This is a genomic window from Campylobacter sp. 19-13652 (assembly GCF_019702925.1).
In the GTDB taxonomy this organism is placed as follows: domain Bacteria; phylum Campylobacterota; class Campylobacteria; order Campylobacterales; family Campylobacteraceae; genus Campylobacter_A.
This window is the reverse complement of the sequence record NZ_AP024713.1, coordinates 22,015-39,109: the sequence shown is the minus strand read 5'-3', so window position 1 is coordinate 39,109 and position 17,095 is coordinate 22,015. Positions and strand designations below refer to the sequence as shown.

General features: G+C 42.9%; 17 protein-coding genes and 3 pseudogenes. 4 read left to right on the top strand and 16 right to left on the bottom strand.

Annotated features, from left to right (window positions below; all coding sequences use genetic code 11):
* Positions 1–2: 2 nt before the first annotated feature.
* The 4 genes from LBC_RS00195 to LBC_RS09145 form a co-directional block, all read right to left on the bottom strand.
* Entirely contained in the window at positions 3–1,097 is a 1,095-nt protein-coding gene (locus LBC_RS00195; RefSeq protein WP_221254126.1) for a prohibitin family protein, read from the bottom strand.
* Positions 1,098–1,199: 102 nt separating this feature from the next.
* Positions 1,200–1,388: a hypothetical protein gene (locus tag LBC_RS00190; protein ID WP_221254125.1), complete on the bottom strand. Its 189-nt coding sequence runs from the start codon at positions 1,386–1,388 to the stop codon at positions 1,200–1,202.
* Positions 1,389–1,430: 42 nt separating this feature from the next.
* A complete protein-coding gene (locus LBC_RS00185) occupies positions 1,431–2,345 on the bottom strand; it encodes a branched-chain amino acid transaminase (protein WP_221254124.1) in 915 nt (304 codons plus the stop codon).
* Positions 2,346–2,417: 72 nt separating this feature from the next.
* The gene (locus LBC_RS09145; protein WP_409240982.1) at positions 2,418–2,558 is read right to left on the bottom strand and encodes an ion transporter; all 141 of its coding nucleotides are present in this window, start codon (positions 2,556–2,558) and stop codon (positions 2,418–2,420) included.
* Between the two features lie 348 nt (positions 2,559–2,906).
* Between LBC_RS09145 and LBC_RS00175 the strand changes: the two genes are divergently transcribed.
* Both LBC_RS00175 and LBC_RS08960 read left to right on the top strand, forming a co-directional pair.
* The gene (locus tag LBC_RS00175) at positions 2,907–3,113 is read left to right on the top strand and encodes a hypothetical protein (protein WP_221254122.1); all 207 of its coding nucleotides are present in this window, start codon (positions 2,907–2,909) and stop codon (positions 3,111–3,113) included.
* 77 nt (positions 3,114–3,190) lie between these two features.
* A pseudogene (locus LBC_RS08960) lies at positions 3,191–5,047 on the top strand (DUF1561 family protein).
* A 78-nt stretch (positions 5,048–5,125) separates the two neighbouring features.
* On the opposite strand, the pseudogene LBC_RS09140 reads toward LBC_RS08960, so the two are convergent.
* The 6 genes and pseudogenes from LBC_RS09140 to LBC_RS00140 all read right to left on the bottom strand — a co-directional run.
* A pseudogene (locus LBC_RS09140) lies at positions 5,126–5,530 on the bottom strand (methyl-accepting chemotaxis protein); the annotation flags it as partial.
* A gap of 768 nt (positions 5,531–6,298) precedes the next feature.
* Positions 6,299–6,835, bottom strand: a pseudogene (locus LBC_RS09135) (cache domain-containing protein); the annotation flags it as partial.
* 414 nt (positions 6,836–7,249) lie between these two features.
* Positions 7,250–8,197, bottom strand: coding sequence for a phosphoethanolamine transferase (locus LBC_RS00155; protein ID WP_260173411.1), 948 nt, complete (start codon positions 8,195–8,197; stop codon positions 7,250–7,252).
* Between the two features lie 15 nt (positions 8,198–8,212).
* Positions 8,213–8,635 carry a hypothetical protein gene (locus tag LBC_RS00150; protein ID WP_221254117.1) on the bottom strand — a complete coding sequence of 141 codons (423 nt, stop codon included), beginning with the start codon at positions 8,633–8,635 and terminating at the stop codon, positions 8,213–8,215.
* Positions 8,636–9,040: 405 nt separating this feature from the next.
* Positions 9,041–9,541 carry a thioredoxin-dependent thiol peroxidase gene (bcp, locus tag LBC_RS00145; protein ID WP_221254116.1) on the bottom strand — a complete coding sequence of 167 codons (501 nt, stop codon included), beginning with the start codon at positions 9,539–9,541 and terminating at the stop codon, positions 9,041–9,043.
* Entirely contained in the window at positions 9,538–9,744 is a 207-nt protein-coding gene (locus tag LBC_RS00140; protein ID WP_221254115.1) for a 4-oxalocrotonate tautomerase family protein, read from the bottom strand. The genes bcp and LBC_RS00140 overlap by 4 nt, the downstream gene beginning before the upstream one ends.
* 105 nt (positions 9,745–9,849) lie before the next feature.
* Between LBC_RS00140 and LBC_RS00135 the strand changes: the two genes are divergently transcribed.
* Complete coding sequence (locus tag LBC_RS00135) at positions 9,850–10,353, top strand: hypothetical protein (protein ID WP_221254114.1); 504 nt, start codon at positions 9,850–9,852, stop codon at positions 10,351–10,353.
* On the opposite strand, the gene LBC_RS00130 is transcribed toward LBC_RS00135, so the two are convergent.
* From LBC_RS00130 to proB, 6 genes are read right to left on the bottom strand one after another with little or no spacing between them, the layout of a single operon-like run.
* Positions 10,348–11,343 (bottom strand): YeiH family protein, encoded by a 996-nt coding sequence (locus tag LBC_RS00130; RefSeq protein WP_221254113.1) that lies wholly within the window; start codon positions 11,341–11,343, stop codon positions 10,348–10,350. The genes LBC_RS00135 and LBC_RS00130 overlap by 6 nt on opposite strands.
* A 9-nt stretch (positions 11,344–11,352) precedes the next feature.
* On the bottom strand, positions 11,353–11,595 hold the full coding sequence (locus tag LBC_RS00125) for a sulfurtransferase TusA family protein (RefSeq protein ID WP_221254112.1): 243 nt from the start codon (positions 11,593–11,595) through the stop codon (positions 11,353–11,355).
* Complete coding sequence (locus LBC_RS00120) at positions 11,592–12,392, bottom strand: HesA/MoeB/ThiF family protein (RefSeq protein ID WP_221254111.1); 801 nt, start codon at positions 12,390–12,392, stop codon at positions 11,592–11,594. The genes LBC_RS00125 and LBC_RS00120 overlap by 4 nt, the downstream gene beginning before the upstream one ends.
* Positions 12,389–13,180 (bottom strand): pyrroline-5-carboxylate reductase, encoded by a 792-nt coding sequence (gene proC / locus LBC_RS00115; protein WP_221254110.1) that lies wholly within the window; start codon positions 13,178–13,180, stop codon positions 12,389–12,391. The genes LBC_RS00120 and proC overlap by 4 nt, the downstream gene beginning before the upstream one ends.
* A 2-nt stretch (positions 13,181–13,182) precedes the next feature.
* Positions 13,183–14,433, bottom strand: coding sequence for a glutamate-5-semialdehyde dehydrogenase (locus LBC_RS00110; protein WP_221254109.1), 1,251 nt, complete (start codon positions 14,431–14,433; stop codon positions 13,183–13,185).
* Entirely contained in the window at positions 14,430–15,542 is a 1,113-nt protein-coding gene (proB, locus tag LBC_RS00105; RefSeq protein ID WP_260173410.1) for a glutamate 5-kinase, read from the bottom strand. Before proB ends, LBC_RS00110 begins: the two co-directional genes overlap by 4 nt.
* Positions 15,543–15,606: 64 nt before the next feature.
* Here proB and nhaA point away from each other — a divergent pair, with 64 nt between their 5' ends.
* Complete coding sequence (nhaA, locus tag LBC_RS00100; RefSeq protein ID WP_409240987.1) at positions 15,607–16,794, top strand: Na+/H+ antiporter NhaA; 1,188 nt, start codon at positions 15,607–15,609, stop codon at positions 16,792–16,794.
* Positions 16,795–17,095: the final 301 nt, after the last annotated feature.

Sequence of the window (17,095 nt, the reverse complement as noted above, 5' to 3'; positions counted from 1 at the left end):
CCTTATCGTGTGATAGCACTTTGCCTAGCTTTATCCTTCGTATCGACCCAGATATTTGGCACCGCTCCGCCTGGGGTTAGGAAGATCTGAGCGTCCTTATTCTCACGCAAGGCTTCGTTAAATTTAGCCTGCGTCTCGATCTGCTTTAAATTTAAAAGATTACTATCAAGGCTCTTTGCCACCTCTCGGTTTGCGTAAGCCTGTGCGTCGGCTTCGATTTTTACAGCATCCGCTTTGGCTTTGGCCTTGATTATCTCAGCCTTTGCCGCACCCTCTGCAAGGGCTGCTTGCTTTAGGGCTTCTTGGTTGGCTCGCTCGACTTCGTATTTTGTCCGCTCGGCCTCTTGCTTGGCGATTTGGACTCGCTCGATTTGCTCTTTTACCTTAGCTGGCAGGATTATCTCACGCAGCTGGACGGTGAGTAGCTCGACTGGCTTGTTTGGCTGGGCGTCGATATTTTTGCGTATGCCGTTTTCGATTTGAAGGGCGATTTCGTTGCGGCGAGTTGGTAGCTCCTCGGCGGTGTATTTGCCTGTTACGCTACGCACCACGTCTCGCACGACTGGGTCGACGATTTTATTCTCCCAGCTTAGCCCCCAGCTGGCGATGGTTTGCGGGGCGTTTTGTGGATTTAGGCGATACTGCACGGTAATGTCAATGCTTACTGGCAGGTTTCTCGCATCAAGGACGGAGATCGAGTTTTTGCGGATTATGCCTGCACTGCCACTTTGGCTATATCGCAGGCTCTCGCCGCTGTCTTCGCCGCTGGTGTAGTTAATAAGTCGCACACGAGTATCGACCACGATGACCCTTTGAATAAGCGGGATAAAGAAGTGAAAGCCAGGCTGGAGCGGGTTTGTCTCGTATTTGCCCGCTGTGGATTTTATGCCCACTTCGCCTGAGTTTATCACCACAAAGGGCTGAGTGATGGCAAGCACCGCGATGATAGCGATGATGACATACACGCCCACGCCGAATTTGCCAAAGTTAAAATTTGGCGCCTTAAAATTTGGCTTTGCCCCACCTGAGCCGCCACCGCCAAAGCCGCCGCTTGAGCCGCTTTTTTTATTAAAATAATCATTCAAATCTGCTGGCATTAAAATCCTTTTAAATTTATTCTATATAAGCCATTTTTATAGCAAGCCCACACACAAGCATTACCGCAAGCATTGCAAACCCCAGCTATAAATAACCCAACATCATAGGCTCTTATAATGTCTCTCCAGTCCAAAAAACACAAAAATAATCCCAACGCAAAGCAGGCATAGCCCAAGATTTGCCGCAATAAGCTTAATGCTGCTAGCGGTGTCAAAATTTGAAGCTATCCAGCCGCACACCGCAAACAAAGCACCAACTAATAAACCATAAAGCACTCTTAGCGTCCCCACTCTCTCTCTTTCGTCTCATATAGCTTTGCCAAGCCGCCCAGCCTACACAAAGGTCAGCATATGCTCGTATTTTGGATTGCGTCCATACACGACGTCAAAGTAGGCTTTTTGAATTTTTTCTGTGATCTCGCCCCTTTTGCCGCTGCCAATCACGCGCGCATCGACTTCACGGATAGGCGTTACTTCAGCCGCCGTGCCTGTAAAAAACGCCTCATCAGCGGTATAGACTTCATCCCTTGTGATACGCTCTCTACGCACTTCTATGCCTAGATCTGCGGCTAGTTTTATGACGGTGTCTTGGGTGATTGAGACTAGGCTGTTATCATTTGATGGAGTGATGATGACGCCGTCTCGCACCATAAAAAAGCACTCCCCAGGCCCTTCGGCGATAAAGCCGTCCTCATCAAGCAACAATGCCTCGTCATAGCCCGCTTCGTGGGCTTCAAAGTGCGCCATTTGTGAATTTAGATAGTTTGAGCTTGCTTTTGCCTTGCCCATTTGGCTTTTGACGCTGTTTCGTGCAAAGCTTGAGATTTTCACTCTTATGCCACGCTCAAGCCCCTCTTCGCCCAGATATGCGCCCCACTCCCACGCCGCTATCATCGCATTTACAGGCGCTTTTGTGTGGGCTAGCCCCATCACGCCGTAACCTAGGTAGATAAGCGGGCGGATATAGACATTGCTTTTAAACTCATTTGCCCTTAAAAGCTCGATGTGAGCGGCGTTTAGCTCCTCAAGGCTTAGGTTGTGATTTAGCACGGTCATTTTGGCTGATTTTAACAGGCGTTTGTTGTGGTCATTTAGGCGAAATATCGCTAGCCCACGATCGGTTTTATACGCACGAGTGCCCTCAAATACGGCGTTTGCGTAGTGCAGGCTGTGGGTTAGGACGTGGATTTTAGCCTCGCTCCACGGCACAAGCTTGCCGTCCATCCAGATAAATTTAGCTTCGTTCATCGTTTTGCCTTTGCGTTAGAATTTATTTAAAATAGCAGGAGTATAGCAGAAAATTAATTAAATTATGATTTTTTAAGCTCTAAATCTCACTTTTGCGTTTGATAGCTCGGAAATGCCGCTTACCACGACGCCTATTGCTAGATTTAGCACGACAAAACTCACTATCAAAATAAAGCCTACAAACACTACCCAAGCCCACGAATACACATGCATAATTGGGCGTGGAGATAGGGGGAAATCCTAGGCTAAAATCCATAAATAAAAATCGAACGAGCGGCAATTTTTGGCTTGATTTTGATATAAATTTGCAAATTTAAAAGCACTTTTACAAGGCAAATCTAAAAATAGCGGTTAAAAAATTTAAAAATATAATATTTTTACAGTTTAAATTGCCAGCCGTGCAATGCTTAAAAAGCAGGGATTAAATTTGAAATAAAAAATACAAAAACTTAGATATTTATTATTATGTAATAAAATAGTTATTTTAAATTTATAAAGTATTCACCCATAAGATATAACATTTCTGATAAAGTTTTATTATCTTAATAGAAAGGATTTATTATGTTGGTGCAAAACTTTTTCACTAATTGCAAAAAAGCTTTATTTGTATCGCTTCTTGCTCTACCGCTTTTGGCTAATCAGGCAAAACCGCCACAGATCGAGCAAAACAGCACCCCAAATATAGGGTCAAATCAGGTTGAGAATGCCTTTAAGGCTGGCAGAACTTACCAGCCCGACAAAGACGCTGCAAAAGGGCACAAGAGATAGCAGACGCCTTAAATGCAAGCCACAATAAGGCTCAAAAGCCCGATTATATCTTAGATCAAAGCGAGCCAAAAGACAGAATGCAAAGAGACATTTTGGTAGCATCTTTACGCTCGGCAAAGCCAGCTGATAATCCAAAAGACACACAAATAAAAGTCGTAACAGATAGTTCAGAGCATCTGTGTTACACGCCCACTTTTACAAAAGGAGAGGGTTATATCTATCTTGATTATTGCAACAGTCCTAGCCCAAGCCGCGCTAGATATGATCTATTTGGCAGGATAATCTACCAGTTAAACGGCAACGAGCTCTGCCTAACAGCTCCAAGTAGCGTAACAGGAATAGGTACTTCTGCATATAATAGCTGGGACTATATCACATTGCGCCCATGCGTGATAAACGATCTAAATCAACAGTGGATAATAAAAGATAGCTCCATCTACACTAAAGACGCACGCTTTAGAATAAAGTCATATAAATACTACGCCTACATCAGCAAAAACGACGCAGACGGAGCCAATCATAAGCTAGAAAGCAGCATGAATGAGTGGGCAAACACTGTAGCAAGCCCTGGTAGCATTACTGTAAAAACACCTGTATTTTGGCATTATTTTAGCTACCCAAGTGGCTGGAGACCATATTTTTTAATGGATAATAAATCAACAACTGAGCAATTAATCGAGCTATATTACAACACCCAAAACGGACACATAGCCCAGTATCACCCAGAAGACGGCAGCCTAAGATGCTTAGTATCCAATCACAAAAAGGGACAATCATGGAACTGGGCTGGGTGGGTGGAGTGCAAAGACACCACAAGCAAAGAAGATTATAACGCCCTATACTGGTCAGTCGATATAGGCAACGAAAATGATTATATGCTAAGGGATTACTGGGGCGACATACTAAGAGTAACTAAATATGGCTCAAACTGAGGAGTGCCATATACTGTAAGCCCACTTTATATAGCACAAGACACGACAAATTCACCTACTTCTACCTTTACCATGGCAAAGGAGGTGAGGTGGTTTAGGCAGCTAAACTACGCAAATATGCTAGATGAGCTTAAATATTGCCCAACTAAGGCAAGCAAAAGCAGGGTAAAAAGAGGGCTGCCTGAAGATTTTCAGCTAAATGAGGGCTGGCTAGGCAGGCTCTGGCAGATAAACATCTCCAGAAGCTCTGATGCGCCACACGCTTTTGTAGGGCTATGTGGCATATGTATGCTACATAGCGCGCAAATGGTCTCTGAGCTTTTAAGCTACCAAGAGCCAAGAAGTGGCGGTGGATATTTGTTTGACACTGCAGGAGAGGTCGATCCTTTCATATCCTTTCAAAGTAGATACCCATATATGGCACCTGCTTTAAGGAACATTTTTGACGAAATCTCATGGCTAAACTATGGCGAAGGTGATGAATTTATAGCTCGCATAGTGCCGCCGTTGCTTTCTACGGCTGGTATGTTGCTGCCAAATTACACTCTGCACCCATCTCCTATGGTTAGGGGCGATATGGCGCTAGATCTGGTTGGGCAGCTTTTTGGAGCACGAGCTGGTACTTTGTGGTTAGCTTTTATGTACCGCACCGCCCCTGATGGTAGCATGCCAGCTGGACACAGTGAGCCACTACTACTAACAGCAGAAGGGCTAGTTACTATGCCTACTAATAGAGTAATGTCTTTGGAGGAGTTTAGAGATGCGACTAGACCTATGCGCACAGCTAGGGATCTTATTGATTATTACACAGGCAACGGCATATTGCGTCTTGGAATGCTAATGTTTGTTAGAGTTGCAGAGATAGATAATAATCTGCTAGATTTGCGTATATCGCCTAGAAACTGCACTGGAGAGGGTGAGCAAAGACGTGGCAACGCCATGCCTATAAATCCAGGCTCGCTAAATCAATGCTCTGGAGCATATGGTGGCAGATGTATGTAAACAAATGCTAAAAACAGCATTCTGGGCGCAATCGCGCGCCCGCTCATCTATCTAGTATGCCCTTATAAATTTAAAAGCCTAAAAGCTCTTTTTCTTTACCTCATTTACTATCTTTTCAGCCATTTTATCGACTTCGTGCGTAATGTCGCTTGTGTTTTTTGCGATGTTTAAATTTTGCTTTGTTATTGCATCTATATTTGCGACCGATTCATTTATCTGCGATATAGCCTCGGTCTGTTCTGCTATATTGTCGCTCATTTCATTTATTGATTGCACTAAGATATTTGTGTTTGCTTCTATCTCTCCTAGGCTTTTTTGGGTGCGCTCTGCTAGCTTTCTGACTTCATCAGCCACTACGGCAAACCCTCTGCCATGCTCGCCTGCTCTAGCGGCTTCTATGGCTGCATTTAGGGCAAGTAAATTTGTCTGGTCTGCTATGTCTCTAATAATCGTAATGACGTTTTTTATATCATCGCTTTGGCGTATGACTTCACCCATGCGAGAGCTAACGCTGTGCATAGATGAGCTCATCTGCTCTACCGCAGCAGCTGATTCATTAAGAGCATTTGATTGCTTACTAGCAGCCTCGGTCATAGTCTCGACTGAGTTTTTCAAATCTTGAGCTTTTTGCTTCATTATGCCAGCTTGCTCTAAATTTTCACTTAGCATTGTGGCTATTTCACTGCCTAGAGCATTTACCCCAGTGGCTATTTTGCCGTTATCGTCTAAATGCACTGTGAAGTTTTGATTTTTAAATTCCTCCAAAACCGCAAGCAGGCTATTTACATCACGGCAGATATTTTCCTCAAGAGAGCCAACAAGCCTCATTAGGGTATCTTTTAGGCTATTTAGGGCTGGATTTTGGCTGTGTGAGCTTAAAGTGGCATCAAACTGTCCTGATTTTATCTTGTTGGCAAAAATTTCAGCCTCTTTAATAAACGCTTCCTCATCTTTTATAGCATGCTCTATTTTTACGATATTTGAATTTATCAGCTTTGACATCTCTTCAAATTCATCCTTGCTATTTACCTCTGTAATTTTGGCGTTTGCTGTTTCATGATTTAGGAATTTAAAAAAGTCATTAAGAGCTTTTGTGATTTTACCAAGTGGTCTTAGATTGTATTTTACCGCAGCTATAAGCACAACTGTAATAACTGTAATAAAAATAATAGAGTAAATTATCTGCACTTTTACCATTTTTGTTGCGTCTTTTTTATAAACGCCCGTATCACTTGAATAACAGACAGTCCAACCTATGTGAGCGACACTGCAAATGCCTATATGCTCCTTGCCGTCTAGGCTAAAAAACATAGGCTCAAGGCTGTGGGATTTGGTATGAGAGATGATATTTTCTATCATCTGTTTAAACGGCTCGTCGTTTCTTAAAACGAGACTTTTATCCTCATGAGAGATTAAATTCTTATAATTATCGATGATAAAAAGACTACTGTCTTTATGCTCTGCTTTTTGCAGGTCTCTTTCGATAGTCTCAAGGAATAAATTCGCCCCAGCCACTGCGACTATTTCGCCATTTTCAAATATAGGTGCATAGGCGGTTACTGTGTCTTTGCCTGTTGTTATGTCTTTATAAGGGCGGCTAAATCCAGGCTTTCCTGTCTTAACAGCGGCTTCAAACCACGCACGCTTGCGGGAGTCAAAGCCGTTGTCTTTTGGATTTAAAAATATGATATTTTTAGGGTCGGTTTTGTCTACTTTTATAAGCCTGCCATCATCTCTAAACCCGATAAAAAGCGCGTCAAACCAGCTCACCTTAAACACCACACTCATCATATCCTCAATCTCTTTTATCTGGGTTGGGCTAGACTCGCTTTTGGCTAAGCTTTGCATCTCATCACCTAATGTTTTTACAGTGTATATGGTGTTATCCAAATAGCTATCTACAAAAACAGTAGAAGCCTTTGTAGAGCCTACTTTTGAATTTACAACAAGCCCTTCTATGCTGTTTTTTGTCAGGGTGTAGTTTTGGTATATAAAGATACCAAAGCCAATTATCATCAAAAAACTAACGGCGATTGAGATCTTAGGTACTAGATTAAGCCTTGGCACGGCACGCTCCTTATAGTGTTATTTTTATGTTACTTTACTAACAAGCTGAAATTATATCGCAAGGAGCTTACATACATATAAATTTATTAATGCGTAATAAATAATATTAAATATAAAAATAATAAAGATTGAATTTTATTTCATTTTCTCATATAAAACCCCTGCGCTCACCCTATTTCTCTTAATAAAATTAGAATTTATAGGGCTTTTACTCGCGTCATACTCAAGCGGCTTTACATCTAAAATATCGGCTATTAAATGGGGTAAATCATCGCTCATAAATGGCTTATCCTTGCCGCTTTGTATGCGCTTCCAAAGCTTATAGTGGGAGTCTTTAAATTTATCCGTAGCGATAAAAAGAAGCGGAATTTCAGCCGTGTAGCGACTAGCAAATCCATGCCCCATAACACTGCTACTTTCGTCATATACGCTCTCTCCGTGATCGCTTAAATATATAATAATAGCGTCATCATTTTTAAATTTTTGATAAATTTTAAATATATTCTCATCAGCGTATAAAAGGCTGTTTAAATACTGCGCTATGGTATTTAGCTTTTTATCATCTAGTGTGCTATTTGTCTTAGTTTTTACATCTTGGGCGGTAAATTTTTCAAATTTATCTGGATAGCGCTTTTTGTAAGTAGCATGATTTCCAAGCATGTGAAATACAAAAAAGTTATGGCTGCTTTTTGAGTTTATTTTATCAAAAAGAGTAAATAAAGCCTCGTCAAAATGCACTCTTTTATGAGGTAAATCAAAGGCGGTATTTAGGCTAATATCGGCTCTTTGAGAGGCTATTTTGGTTACAAAAACATCGTGCTGGTTGCTTATCCAGTAGCTTTTATATCCGCATAAGCGTGCCAAATCAACAACGTGCAAACTTTCCTGCCACGCAGCGCCTGAGCTAGCAAATGTCAAAACATAGCTTAGCGATGGATTAGTCGCTGCAAAGGGCGCTATCGTGTCCGTGTAAAACACCAAATCCCCGTTTTTAAAAAGCCTGTTTAAATTTGGTGTGGTATCTAGCGCGTACCCGTATAGGCTCATCTTGTTGCGAGCCATACTTTCGCCTATTATAAGCACTACATTTTTAATATCTCACGCTTTTACGCTCTCATTTTGGTTTAAGTATCTATCAAGGCTGTGATGAATTTTTGTCGGAGATAATGCTAAAAAATGCTTATTTAAGTTTAATACCAAATTACTAACCATATGATCATCTAATCTATGAGTACCATATTTTACGTATCTAAAAGCAGAGTAGCTAACAAAGGCAAAAATGATAAGAAAATAAAAGCAAAAAATGGCTAAGCCATTTTTATAATAGGCTCGCTGCCCCCCCCTTATGGCAGTTTTTTGAAATAATTTATAAAAAATCATAAGACCAAATATAAGTAAAATCACCCCCGCCACTGCACCAAAGCCCACATAATCAGCAACAAACTCAGCCGCTTCTTCATAGCTTGTATTTATAAACGCATCCAAGGCTTCAACGCCAAAAACAAGCCTAAATTTATACATTAAAAACCAGTTAACGCAAACAATAAACGCACAAAAAGCAGTAAATATAGCTCGCTATAAAAATAAAGCGGCGAAAAACAGCGTACAAAAATCCAAAAATTGCTAAATTTATAAAAAATATAGTCTTAAAAGCGTGAAAGGTACGAAGCGGGGAGTTTAAAATATCATCCACTACAAGATAATAAACCTTAAGCAGTGTATAACCAAATAAAAATCAAGCTAAAGAAAAAGCAAAAAATAACCCTTCTTTAAAATATTTTAGTGCAAATTTCTCTCATATTTGTACTCTATTTTAAATTTAATGAAAGAATAAATTATAACTTAATAAACTTTAAATTTATAAAAATAAATAAAAATGAGTGAGGGCGGAATAATATGCCCTCACTAGATACGCCTGCTATAAGATCAAGACTTACTCAAATCCGCTAGCACCTTTGCGGCATGCTCCTTTGCCTTGACGCTTTTATACACCTTAGCTATCTTGCCCGCTTCATCAATGACAAAGGTCGTCCGCACTATGCCCAGATACTCGCGCCCATAGTTTTTACGTACCTGCCACACGCCGTACTCCTTTGCCACCACTCGCTCTGGATCTGAGAGCAGGATGTGACGCAGATCGTGCTTAGCGATAAAGCCCTCGTGAGACTTCACGCTATCGGGGCTAATGCCAATAATTACGGCATTTTGGGCAATAAATTTATCCCAGCTCTCGCTAAACTCGCAAGCCTCGGTCGTGCAGCCTGGGGTGTTGTCCTTTGGGTAAAAATAAAGCACCACCTTTTTGCCGATAAAGTCTTTTAGGCTCACCTTCACACCATCTTGATTTTCTAGCTCAAAAGCTGGTGCAACGTCGCCAGCAGCAAGCGTTACCTTTCGCTCCCTATCAGCTTGGCTAAATTCACTCATTTTGTTGCCTTTTTAGCGATATTTGCCACACTTTCTCCGCCTACACCTATGTCAGTAGCTGGCAAGGTCTCAAGCATAACCATCACTCGCTCAGGCTTTTTACCTAAAACTCGAACCATTACATCTGTAATTTCAGCTATAATCTGCTCTTTTTGCTCCACGCTTGGCTCTGGAGCAGCAATTTTTACATTAATATATGGCACTTCCTCTCCTTCTAGCTTAAAATTAAATTTTAATTTTAACAAATTTGGTATTAAATTTAGTAAAATTTGGTTAAAATGATAGCATTTTTCAAACAGGCGGAGAAAATGAACTATAACGAGCAAAATAGAGGCTTTGTCTGCTTTGTGTATTGCCTCATTCAAACTCGCGCACTTTGGGTGCTAATAATGCTAATAATGCTAAATTTTGCGCTAGCAACGCTTGGAGTTTTTGGTGTGAGTGCGCATGAGGTGGCGGAGTCTTTAGGATTTATGAATCCTTATCTGCCTTATCTCCCTGGCGCATTGCCTATCGATACAGATGATGGACTTGGCTTTAGCTTGCAGGCTGCAAAAGCTGGTGTCATAGTAGCGGCTTTTTTAGTGGCAGCTTTTGGAGCTTTAGTAATTACACTATCTCCTAAAATTTTTATTATAAAACTAGCCGGATTTTTTACTATACTTGGAGCACTTTTTGTAGCAACAGAACGGCTTGGAGCGCAAAAATGCGCCCTAGCATACGCAAGCGCAAGCGCTATGTTTATGGTCTTTGTACTTCTTATATCGTGGTTTGTCTATAACGCAAGAAGTAGCGAAATCAATGAATTATAAGCTTTTACTTAAAAAATAGGCAAAAACAAAAAGTCCCACAGATAATATAAGCCCTAATAAAAAGGGCTTAAAGCCAGCTTGCTTAAATAAATTTAAACTAAGGCTAAAGCCAAGCGCAAACATCGCCACGCAGAGCAAAAACGTATCAAAAATCTTAATATAAGGCAAAATCTGCTTTGGGAAAAATGGCATAGACCCCAAAATTACCATAGCCAAGAATCCAATAGCAAAATATGGCACAGCACCTAGTATACCGCGCTTTGAACCGCCCATAAACACAAAAGACACCATAAACAAAAACGGTACTAGCATAAGCACTCGTAACATTTTCATCACAACTGCACTATGCCCCACGCTTTCACCCAAAGCAGAACTAACAGCAACGACGTGGGCTACCTCATGCAAGCTAGCACCCAAAAAATAGCCCAAATGCACCTTGCTAAGCCCTAAATCCCAAAACGAAAATAAAGCCACATCAATAAACATAAAAAGCGTACCATAAACTACCACTGTAGCAAGTGCAACGCCGACTTTTTGAAAGTCCGATTTTATCACGCTAGCAAGCGCTAGTACAGCCGCAGCCCCACATATGGCACTTCCACAAGCTATGAGTGCGCTTAAGGATTTGCTAAGCCCCATTTTCTGCCCTAGATAAAGCCCAGCAAAAAATACACCAAAGACTATACAAAAGGCAAATCCGACCCCACTAAATCCAACCTCAGCTATATCCGAAAGGCTTAGACTAAAACCATAAAGCACCACACCAAAGCGTAAAATTTGCCTACTAGCTATCGCATTTACCCCACTAAAGCTAGCAAAATCCCTAATGCGTGGGGATAAATTTGATAAAAGCATGCCAAAAACAATGGCTATGATTAATGGGCTTAAAAACGGCACAAACCGCCCTACCCCCATAGCCACAAAAGCCCCAAAAAATAAAAGCAAAAAAGCGATAAATTTATCCGAAGTTTTAGCAGCGGTATCCCCCATCGCTTTTTCCTAAAAGGGTGTTCTTTTTTTCGTGATAAATATCCTAAAACCCTCATCAGCAAGCGGCTCTGGCTCGCTCACACTATGCCCCTCGCCACGCACAGAACGAGGAACATTTTTAATAGGTGCACCATCATCTAGCCATACCTCAAGCACCTCGCCACCACGCAGGGAGGCTAGCTCGACTTTGGTACGGACAAAATTCATCGGACAGCTCACACCACGCAGATCTTTTAGCTTTACCACTTTCATACGTTCGCCTCGCAAGCTTGCGCTTCATAGTCTTTTAGCTCTATCTCGGTTTTTGAGCATACTCTGCATTTTGGGTTGCGCTTTATGTTTATATTCCTAAAGCTCATGCTCTTTGCGTCAAAGCTAAGCAGCCTATCATATAGCGGCTCGCCAAAGCCAGCGATAACTTTTAAAGCCTCAGTCGCCTGAATAGTGCCTAGCATACCAGCCACGCTGCCTAGTATGCCAGCGCTTGCGCAAGTAGGCACGCTCTCAGCTGGCGGAGGAGCGTCAAAAAGACAGGCATAGCACGCACTTTTACGTGGAGCGATAGTCATGCTCTGTCCACCAAAGCGTAATATCCCACCATGACTAAAGCTAATGCCAAGCTTCACGCAGGCGTCGTTTATGAGGAATTTTGCCGCAAAATTATCAGTACCGTCTATGACAAAATCATACCCCCTAATAAGCTCCTCGATATTATTAGCATTTATAGCTGTGGTGTGGGCAATAACTTTTATATTTGGATTGATTGCTAGCATTTTTTTGCGTGCTGAGAGGGCTTTTTCACGCCCTAAATCCTCGCTATGATGTATGACTTGACGCTGCAAATTTGAAACATCGACCACGTCCATATCAGCTATTGCTATCTCGCCAACGCCAGCTGCAGCTAGATAAAGCGCCACAGGCGAGCCAAGCCCACCAGCACCTACAATAAAGACTTTTGAGTGCATGATGCGCTCTTGTCCCTCTACGCCGATTTCGCTTAAAATTATCTGGCGTGAATATCTGTGTAATTCCTCTTCGTTAAAGTTCATTTTTGCGCCTTTTTTGCAGCAGCTAATGCACCCTCTATAACCGCACTTCTAAAGCCCCTAGCCTCAAGCTCCCTAATAGCAGCTATCGTAGTGCCTGCTGGAGAGCATACGGCATCTTTTAGCTGGGCTGGATGGGTGCCGCTACTAAGCTCACTTGCTATCATCGCAGCGCTTCCACAAACTGCATTTGAGGCTATTTTTAGCGCAGCCTCTCTACTCATTCCACTAGCTACTGCAGCATCACTTAGAGCTTCAATAAAAAGACAAACATAAGCTGGCAAGCTACCTGCTATAGCGATAAATGCAGGCATTTGGGCTTGGCTTATAACCTGCACTAGCCCAAATGTCTTAAAAAATTTAATCGCCCTACTCTGCGCTAACTCATCTAAAGTCTCAGAAAATACCAGCGCACTCACGCCCTGCTTTATCTTAGCTGGGGTGTTTGGCATGGCTAGAGCTATCCTCTCATACCCACTAAGCGCACTTTTTACCTCATCTAGCCCAACCCCAGCAGCTAGGCTTATCACAAGGGCGTTTGATAGATCAAGGCTAGTGCAAACAGAGGCTAAAAGAGCACTCACGCCATTTGGCTTAACTGCCACTATAAAAATATCGCATGCGCTTGCCACTTCTAGCGCATTTGAGGCGACTTGCGCTCCTAGCTCTCTAGCCTCAGCTCTTTTTGGTTCATTTCGGTCATAAACGATAAATTCATACTCGCCATGCCCTATCGCGCCACGAAGCAAGGCGATACCCATGCTACCAAGCCCAACTATACCAACCCTCATTGCTACCCCCTGACCTGTCCGCAGCCACGGACGATATATTTTTCGCTAGTAAGCGCCAGTACACCCATAGGACCTCTGGCGTGTAGCTTTTGCGTGGCTATACCTATCTCGCCGCCAAATCCAAACTCCCCACCGTCGCTAAATCTAGTGCTTGCATTTGCATAAACTGCGGCACTATCGACGCTATTTAAAAATCTCTCCACTACACCATAATCACTTGCAAGAATCGCATCTGAATGCCCAGAACCATGAGAGTTTATAAACTCTATGGCTTCGTCTGCGCCACCAACAACCCTAACTGCAAGCTTAAGCGATAAAAACTCCACACCGTAGTCGTTTTGGCTAGCTAGGCTAACGTTTGGCAGGCTTTTAAATTTATCAAAAAGCCCCTCAGGCAGGTAAAACTCCACCTCGCCCATAGCCGCTAACGCACTAGATAAAAACTCCTCAGCCACAGCACCATCAAGCACTAAACACTCAAGCGCATTGCAGGCACTTGGGCGGTGAGTTTTAGCGTTTTTTACCACATTTAGCGCAGTCTTTAAATCAGCGCTTTTATGCACGTAGGTATGGCACACCCCAGCCCCAGTGTAAATGACTGGTACGCGCGAATGGGATTTTATAAATTCCTTTAATCCCACCCCACCCCTAGGGATAATCACATCAATAAATTTATCAGCCCCAGCAAGCTCTATAATGCTCGCCCTATCCTCATCAGCCAAAAGCGACACCGCCCCATTAGGCAGCCCCAGCATACTTGCGCTTTTTACAAAAATTTCACACAGCGCAGTATTTGAGTGCTTTGCCATCGCGCTACCACGTAAGATTATGGCATTTTGGCTTTTTAGGGCTAGGCTAGCAGCCTCGATTGTAACGTTTGGACGGCTTTCATAAATCATGGCTATAACCCCAAGCGGAGTGCGGACTTTTTGCACGCTCATGCCATTTGCTAGACGCCAGCCAGCCGTAATCTCGCCTATAGGGTCAAAAAACCCAGCCAGCCGCTCAAGCTCATCACCCATAGCACACACCCTAGCCTCATTTAGCGTAAGCCTATCTATTAAAGCCTCACTCTGCCCTGCCTCACGAGCGGCTTTTATGTCTTTAGCATTTTGCTCTAAAATCAGCCCAACGTTTGTATTAAGCCCCTCTTTTATGGCTAAAAGCATCTCGTTTTTTTGTTGCGAGCTTAGGCTTAGCATCTCGCGACTTGCGGACTTTGCCAGCCTAGCCAGCCTTAAAACCTCACTCATGCCTCCTCCTTTTTGCTTAGGCTTAGGTTGTTTGCGTGGATTATAAAATCATCAAATTTATACCCCAGCAATCCCTCTATCTCGCTTCCTTTTGCCCCTGCTATAATGGCGCACTCATCGCTATCATACGCCACCAGTCCAGAACCTAAAACCTCGCCTGATTTAGTAATTTTTACCAAATCTCCACGCTTAAACTCCCCACTCACACCACGCACTCCAACCGCAAGTAGCGAGCCTCCACGCACTAAGGCCTGCTGCGCCCCAGCGTCTATCTCTAGGCTTCCCTTTGGAGCGCCAGCGTATGAGAGCCAATATTTTTTTAAATTTATCCGCTTTTTATTCGCCCTAAATCTGCTACCTACCCGCTCGCCGTTTGCCGCTTTTATTAGGATATTTTCGCTTGCGCCGTTTACGATGATTAAATCTACGCCATACGAAGTCGCCATAGCTGCGGCATTTATCTTTGTCGCCATGCCACCAGTGCCTAGCTCTGAGCCAGCCCCACCAGCCATAGCTCGCACCTGCTCTGTGATAGCGTCTATTTCAGGGATTAGCTTGGCATCTTTAAATTTAATCGGATTTTTATCATAAAGTCCGTCAATATCACTTAAAATAATAAGCGCACTAGCATCTACCAACCCCGCTACAAGCGCGCTTAAGGTATCATTGTCACCCACTTTTAGCTCATCATGCACGACTGGGTCATTTTCATTTACTATAGGTATTACTCCGGCTTCAAGCAGCCTAGTGCAGACTTCGCGTGCTGATAAAAACCTAGCCCTATTTGCAAAGTCATCTTTGGTTAAAAGAAGCTGAGCTATCTTAATATCATACGCCCAAAAAAGCCGCTCATAAAGCCCCATTAAAGCCACCTGCCCCACGGCTGCAAGAGCTTGCTTGCTTGCTAGATCTGCGGGCTTTTTATCTAGCCCCATAGCGCCCATTCCAGCGCCCACTGCACCGCTACTGACTAAAAGCACTCTAAAACCACTGCGAGTAAGCTGGGCTATTTGTGAGACTATAGATTTTATTCGTGCGTGGTTTAATTCGCCGTTTGCTTTTGTAAGCGTAGAGGTGCCGACTTTTATTATTATATTTTGAGCTTTCATAGAGGTCATTATAGCGAAATTTTGGGTTTAATATGATACTATTTTGATTAAATTTAATAAAAGGATGATAATGAACGGTATTAAAGAATTTCTCCACCATGAGTCAAGCGGAGGCATATTTTTAATGATAGCCACGCTTATTGCCCTAATAGCACAAAATAGCTTTTTAAGCGAGTTTTACACGAGCTTTTTGCATACTCCATTTACTATAAGTTTTGGCGAGTTTGGGCTTAGCAAGGCACTTATTTTATGGGTCAATGACGGACTTATGGCAGTGTTTTTCTTTCTTATCGGGCTTGAACTAAAGCGCGAGGTAAGCGAGGGCGAGCTGGCAAATCCAGCCCAAATCCTCCTGCCTGGCGTAGCTGCGCTTGGTGGCATTATCGTGCCGGCTCTCATTTTTAGCGCATTTACTACTGGTGATGAGTTTGGCGCAAAGGGCTGGGCAATACCCACAGCCACTGACATAGCATTTGCGCTTGGAATTCTTAGTCTACTTGGCAAGCGCGTACCAACGAGCCTAAAAATTTTCTTAATGACGCTTGCGATAATTGACGATCTTTGCGCCATACTCATCATAGCCTTTTTCTACACCAGCGAGCTAAGTGCTCTGTCTTTGGGCGTGGCGAGCGTTTGCATAGCTGGGCTTGCTATATTAAATTTATTAAACGCAAGAAGCAAGGCGGCTTATTTGATAATAGGCGTTATATTATGGATAGCGGTGCTAAAATCAGGCGTTCATGCCACACTTGCTGGGGTCGTGGCTGCGTTTTTTATACCCATAAAGCCAAAAAACGGCAGCAGCCTGCTAAGAGAGCTAGAGCATGACTTGCACCCTTGGGTGGCGTTTATGATACTGCCGCTTTTTGCCTTTGTAAACGCCGGAATAGCCCTAAAGGGCGTAGGCGTGCAGGATATTTTTAGTGGGGTGCCTATGGGGATAATTGTGGGGCTATTTTTGGGCAAGCAGCTGGGCGTTTTTGGATTTAGCTATCTAGCTATTAAGCTAGGCTTTGCTAGGCTGCCTGATGAAGCGAATTTTAAGCAGCTCTACGGCATTGCCCTGCTTTGTGGGGTGGGCTTTACGATGAGCCTTTTTGTGGATAGCTTAGCCTATGCAGATAGCGACGCATTTTCCTATGCAGACAAGCTAGCCATACTACTAGGCTCGCTATTTTCTGGCGTGACTGGGTATATGTGGCTACGCAAAAGCTCAAATTTAGCAAAAAATTCCAACAGCCAAATTGAATAGGAGGTGCGAATTTAGTGAGCTTTGATTAGGGTTATTTTGCAAGTTTATGACTTTGGTTTTTATCGCTTTTTGGTAAAGTTTAAAAGCTCCGACCACTTTTTTACTAAAGCCTAATGCGCAAAACTAGATGCTGTAAAATGCCTTGAATGAAATTAAATTTATCATTCATTTTATCAGCATCAATATAGATTTTGCTTTTAAACTAGCTCATTGCATAGCTATTAAACCCTTGGTCACAGCTCATCTTTAACCCGCTTTAACTTGCTTTTGCGTTGGTGCGATTTACCCCCCCCCATTTAAA

Bases quoted from the DNA above. Each gene is read 5' to 3' on its own strand.
- LBC_RS09145 (WP_409240982.1), bottom strand. From the start codon at position 2,558: ATGCATGTGTATTCGTGGGCTTGGGTAGTGTTTGTAGGCTTTATTTTG.
- LBC_RS00185 (WP_221254124.1), bottom strand. From the start codon at position 2,345: ATGAACGAAGCTAAATTTATCTGGATGGACGGCAAGCTTGTGCCGTGG.
- LBC_RS00175 (WP_221254122.1), top strand. From the start codon at position 2,907: ATGTTGGTGCAAAACTTTTTCACTAATTGCAAAAAAGCTTTATTTGTA.
- LBC_RS00125 (WP_221254112.1), bottom strand. From the start codon at position 11,595: ATGAAAGTGGTAAAGCTAAAAGATCTGCGTGGTGTGAGCTGTCCGATG.
- LBC_RS00150 (WP_221254117.1), bottom strand. From the start codon at position 8,635: ATGTATAAATTTAGGCTTGTTTTTGGCGTTGAAGCCTTGGATGCGTTT.
- LBC_RS00120 (WP_221254111.1), bottom strand. From the start codon at position 12,392: ATGAACTTTAACGAAGAGGAATTACACAGATATTCACGCCAGATAATT.
- bcp (WP_221254116.1), bottom strand. From the start codon at position 9,541: ATGAGTGAATTTAGCCAAGCTGATAGGGAGCGAAAGGTAACGCTTGCT.
- LBC_RS00195 (WP_221254126.1), bottom strand. From the start codon at position 1,097: ATGCCAGCAGATTTGAATGATTATTTTAATAAAAAAAGCGGCTCAAGC.
- proB (WP_260173410.1), bottom strand. From the start codon at position 15,542: ATGAAAGCTCAAAATATAATAATAAAAGTCGGCACCTCTACGCTTACA.
- LBC_RS00130 (WP_221254113.1), bottom strand. From the start codon at position 11,343: ATGGGGGATACCGCTGCTAAAACTTCGGATAAATTTATCGCTTTTTTG.
- LBC_RS00110 (WP_221254109.1), bottom strand. From the start codon at position 14,433: ATGAGTGAGGTTTTAAGGCTGGCTAGGCTGGCAAAGTCCGCAAGTCGC.
- nhaA (WP_409240987.1), top strand. From the start codon at position 15,607: ATGATAATGAACGGTATTAAAGAATTTCTCCACCATGAGTCAAGCGGA.
- LBC_RS00135 (WP_221254114.1), top strand. From the start codon at position 9,850: ATGAACTATAACGAGCAAAATAGAGGCTTTGTCTGCTTTGTGTATTGC.
- proC (WP_221254110.1), bottom strand. From the start codon at position 13,180: ATGAGGGTTGGTATAGTTGGGCTTGGTAGCATGGGTATCGCCTTGCTT.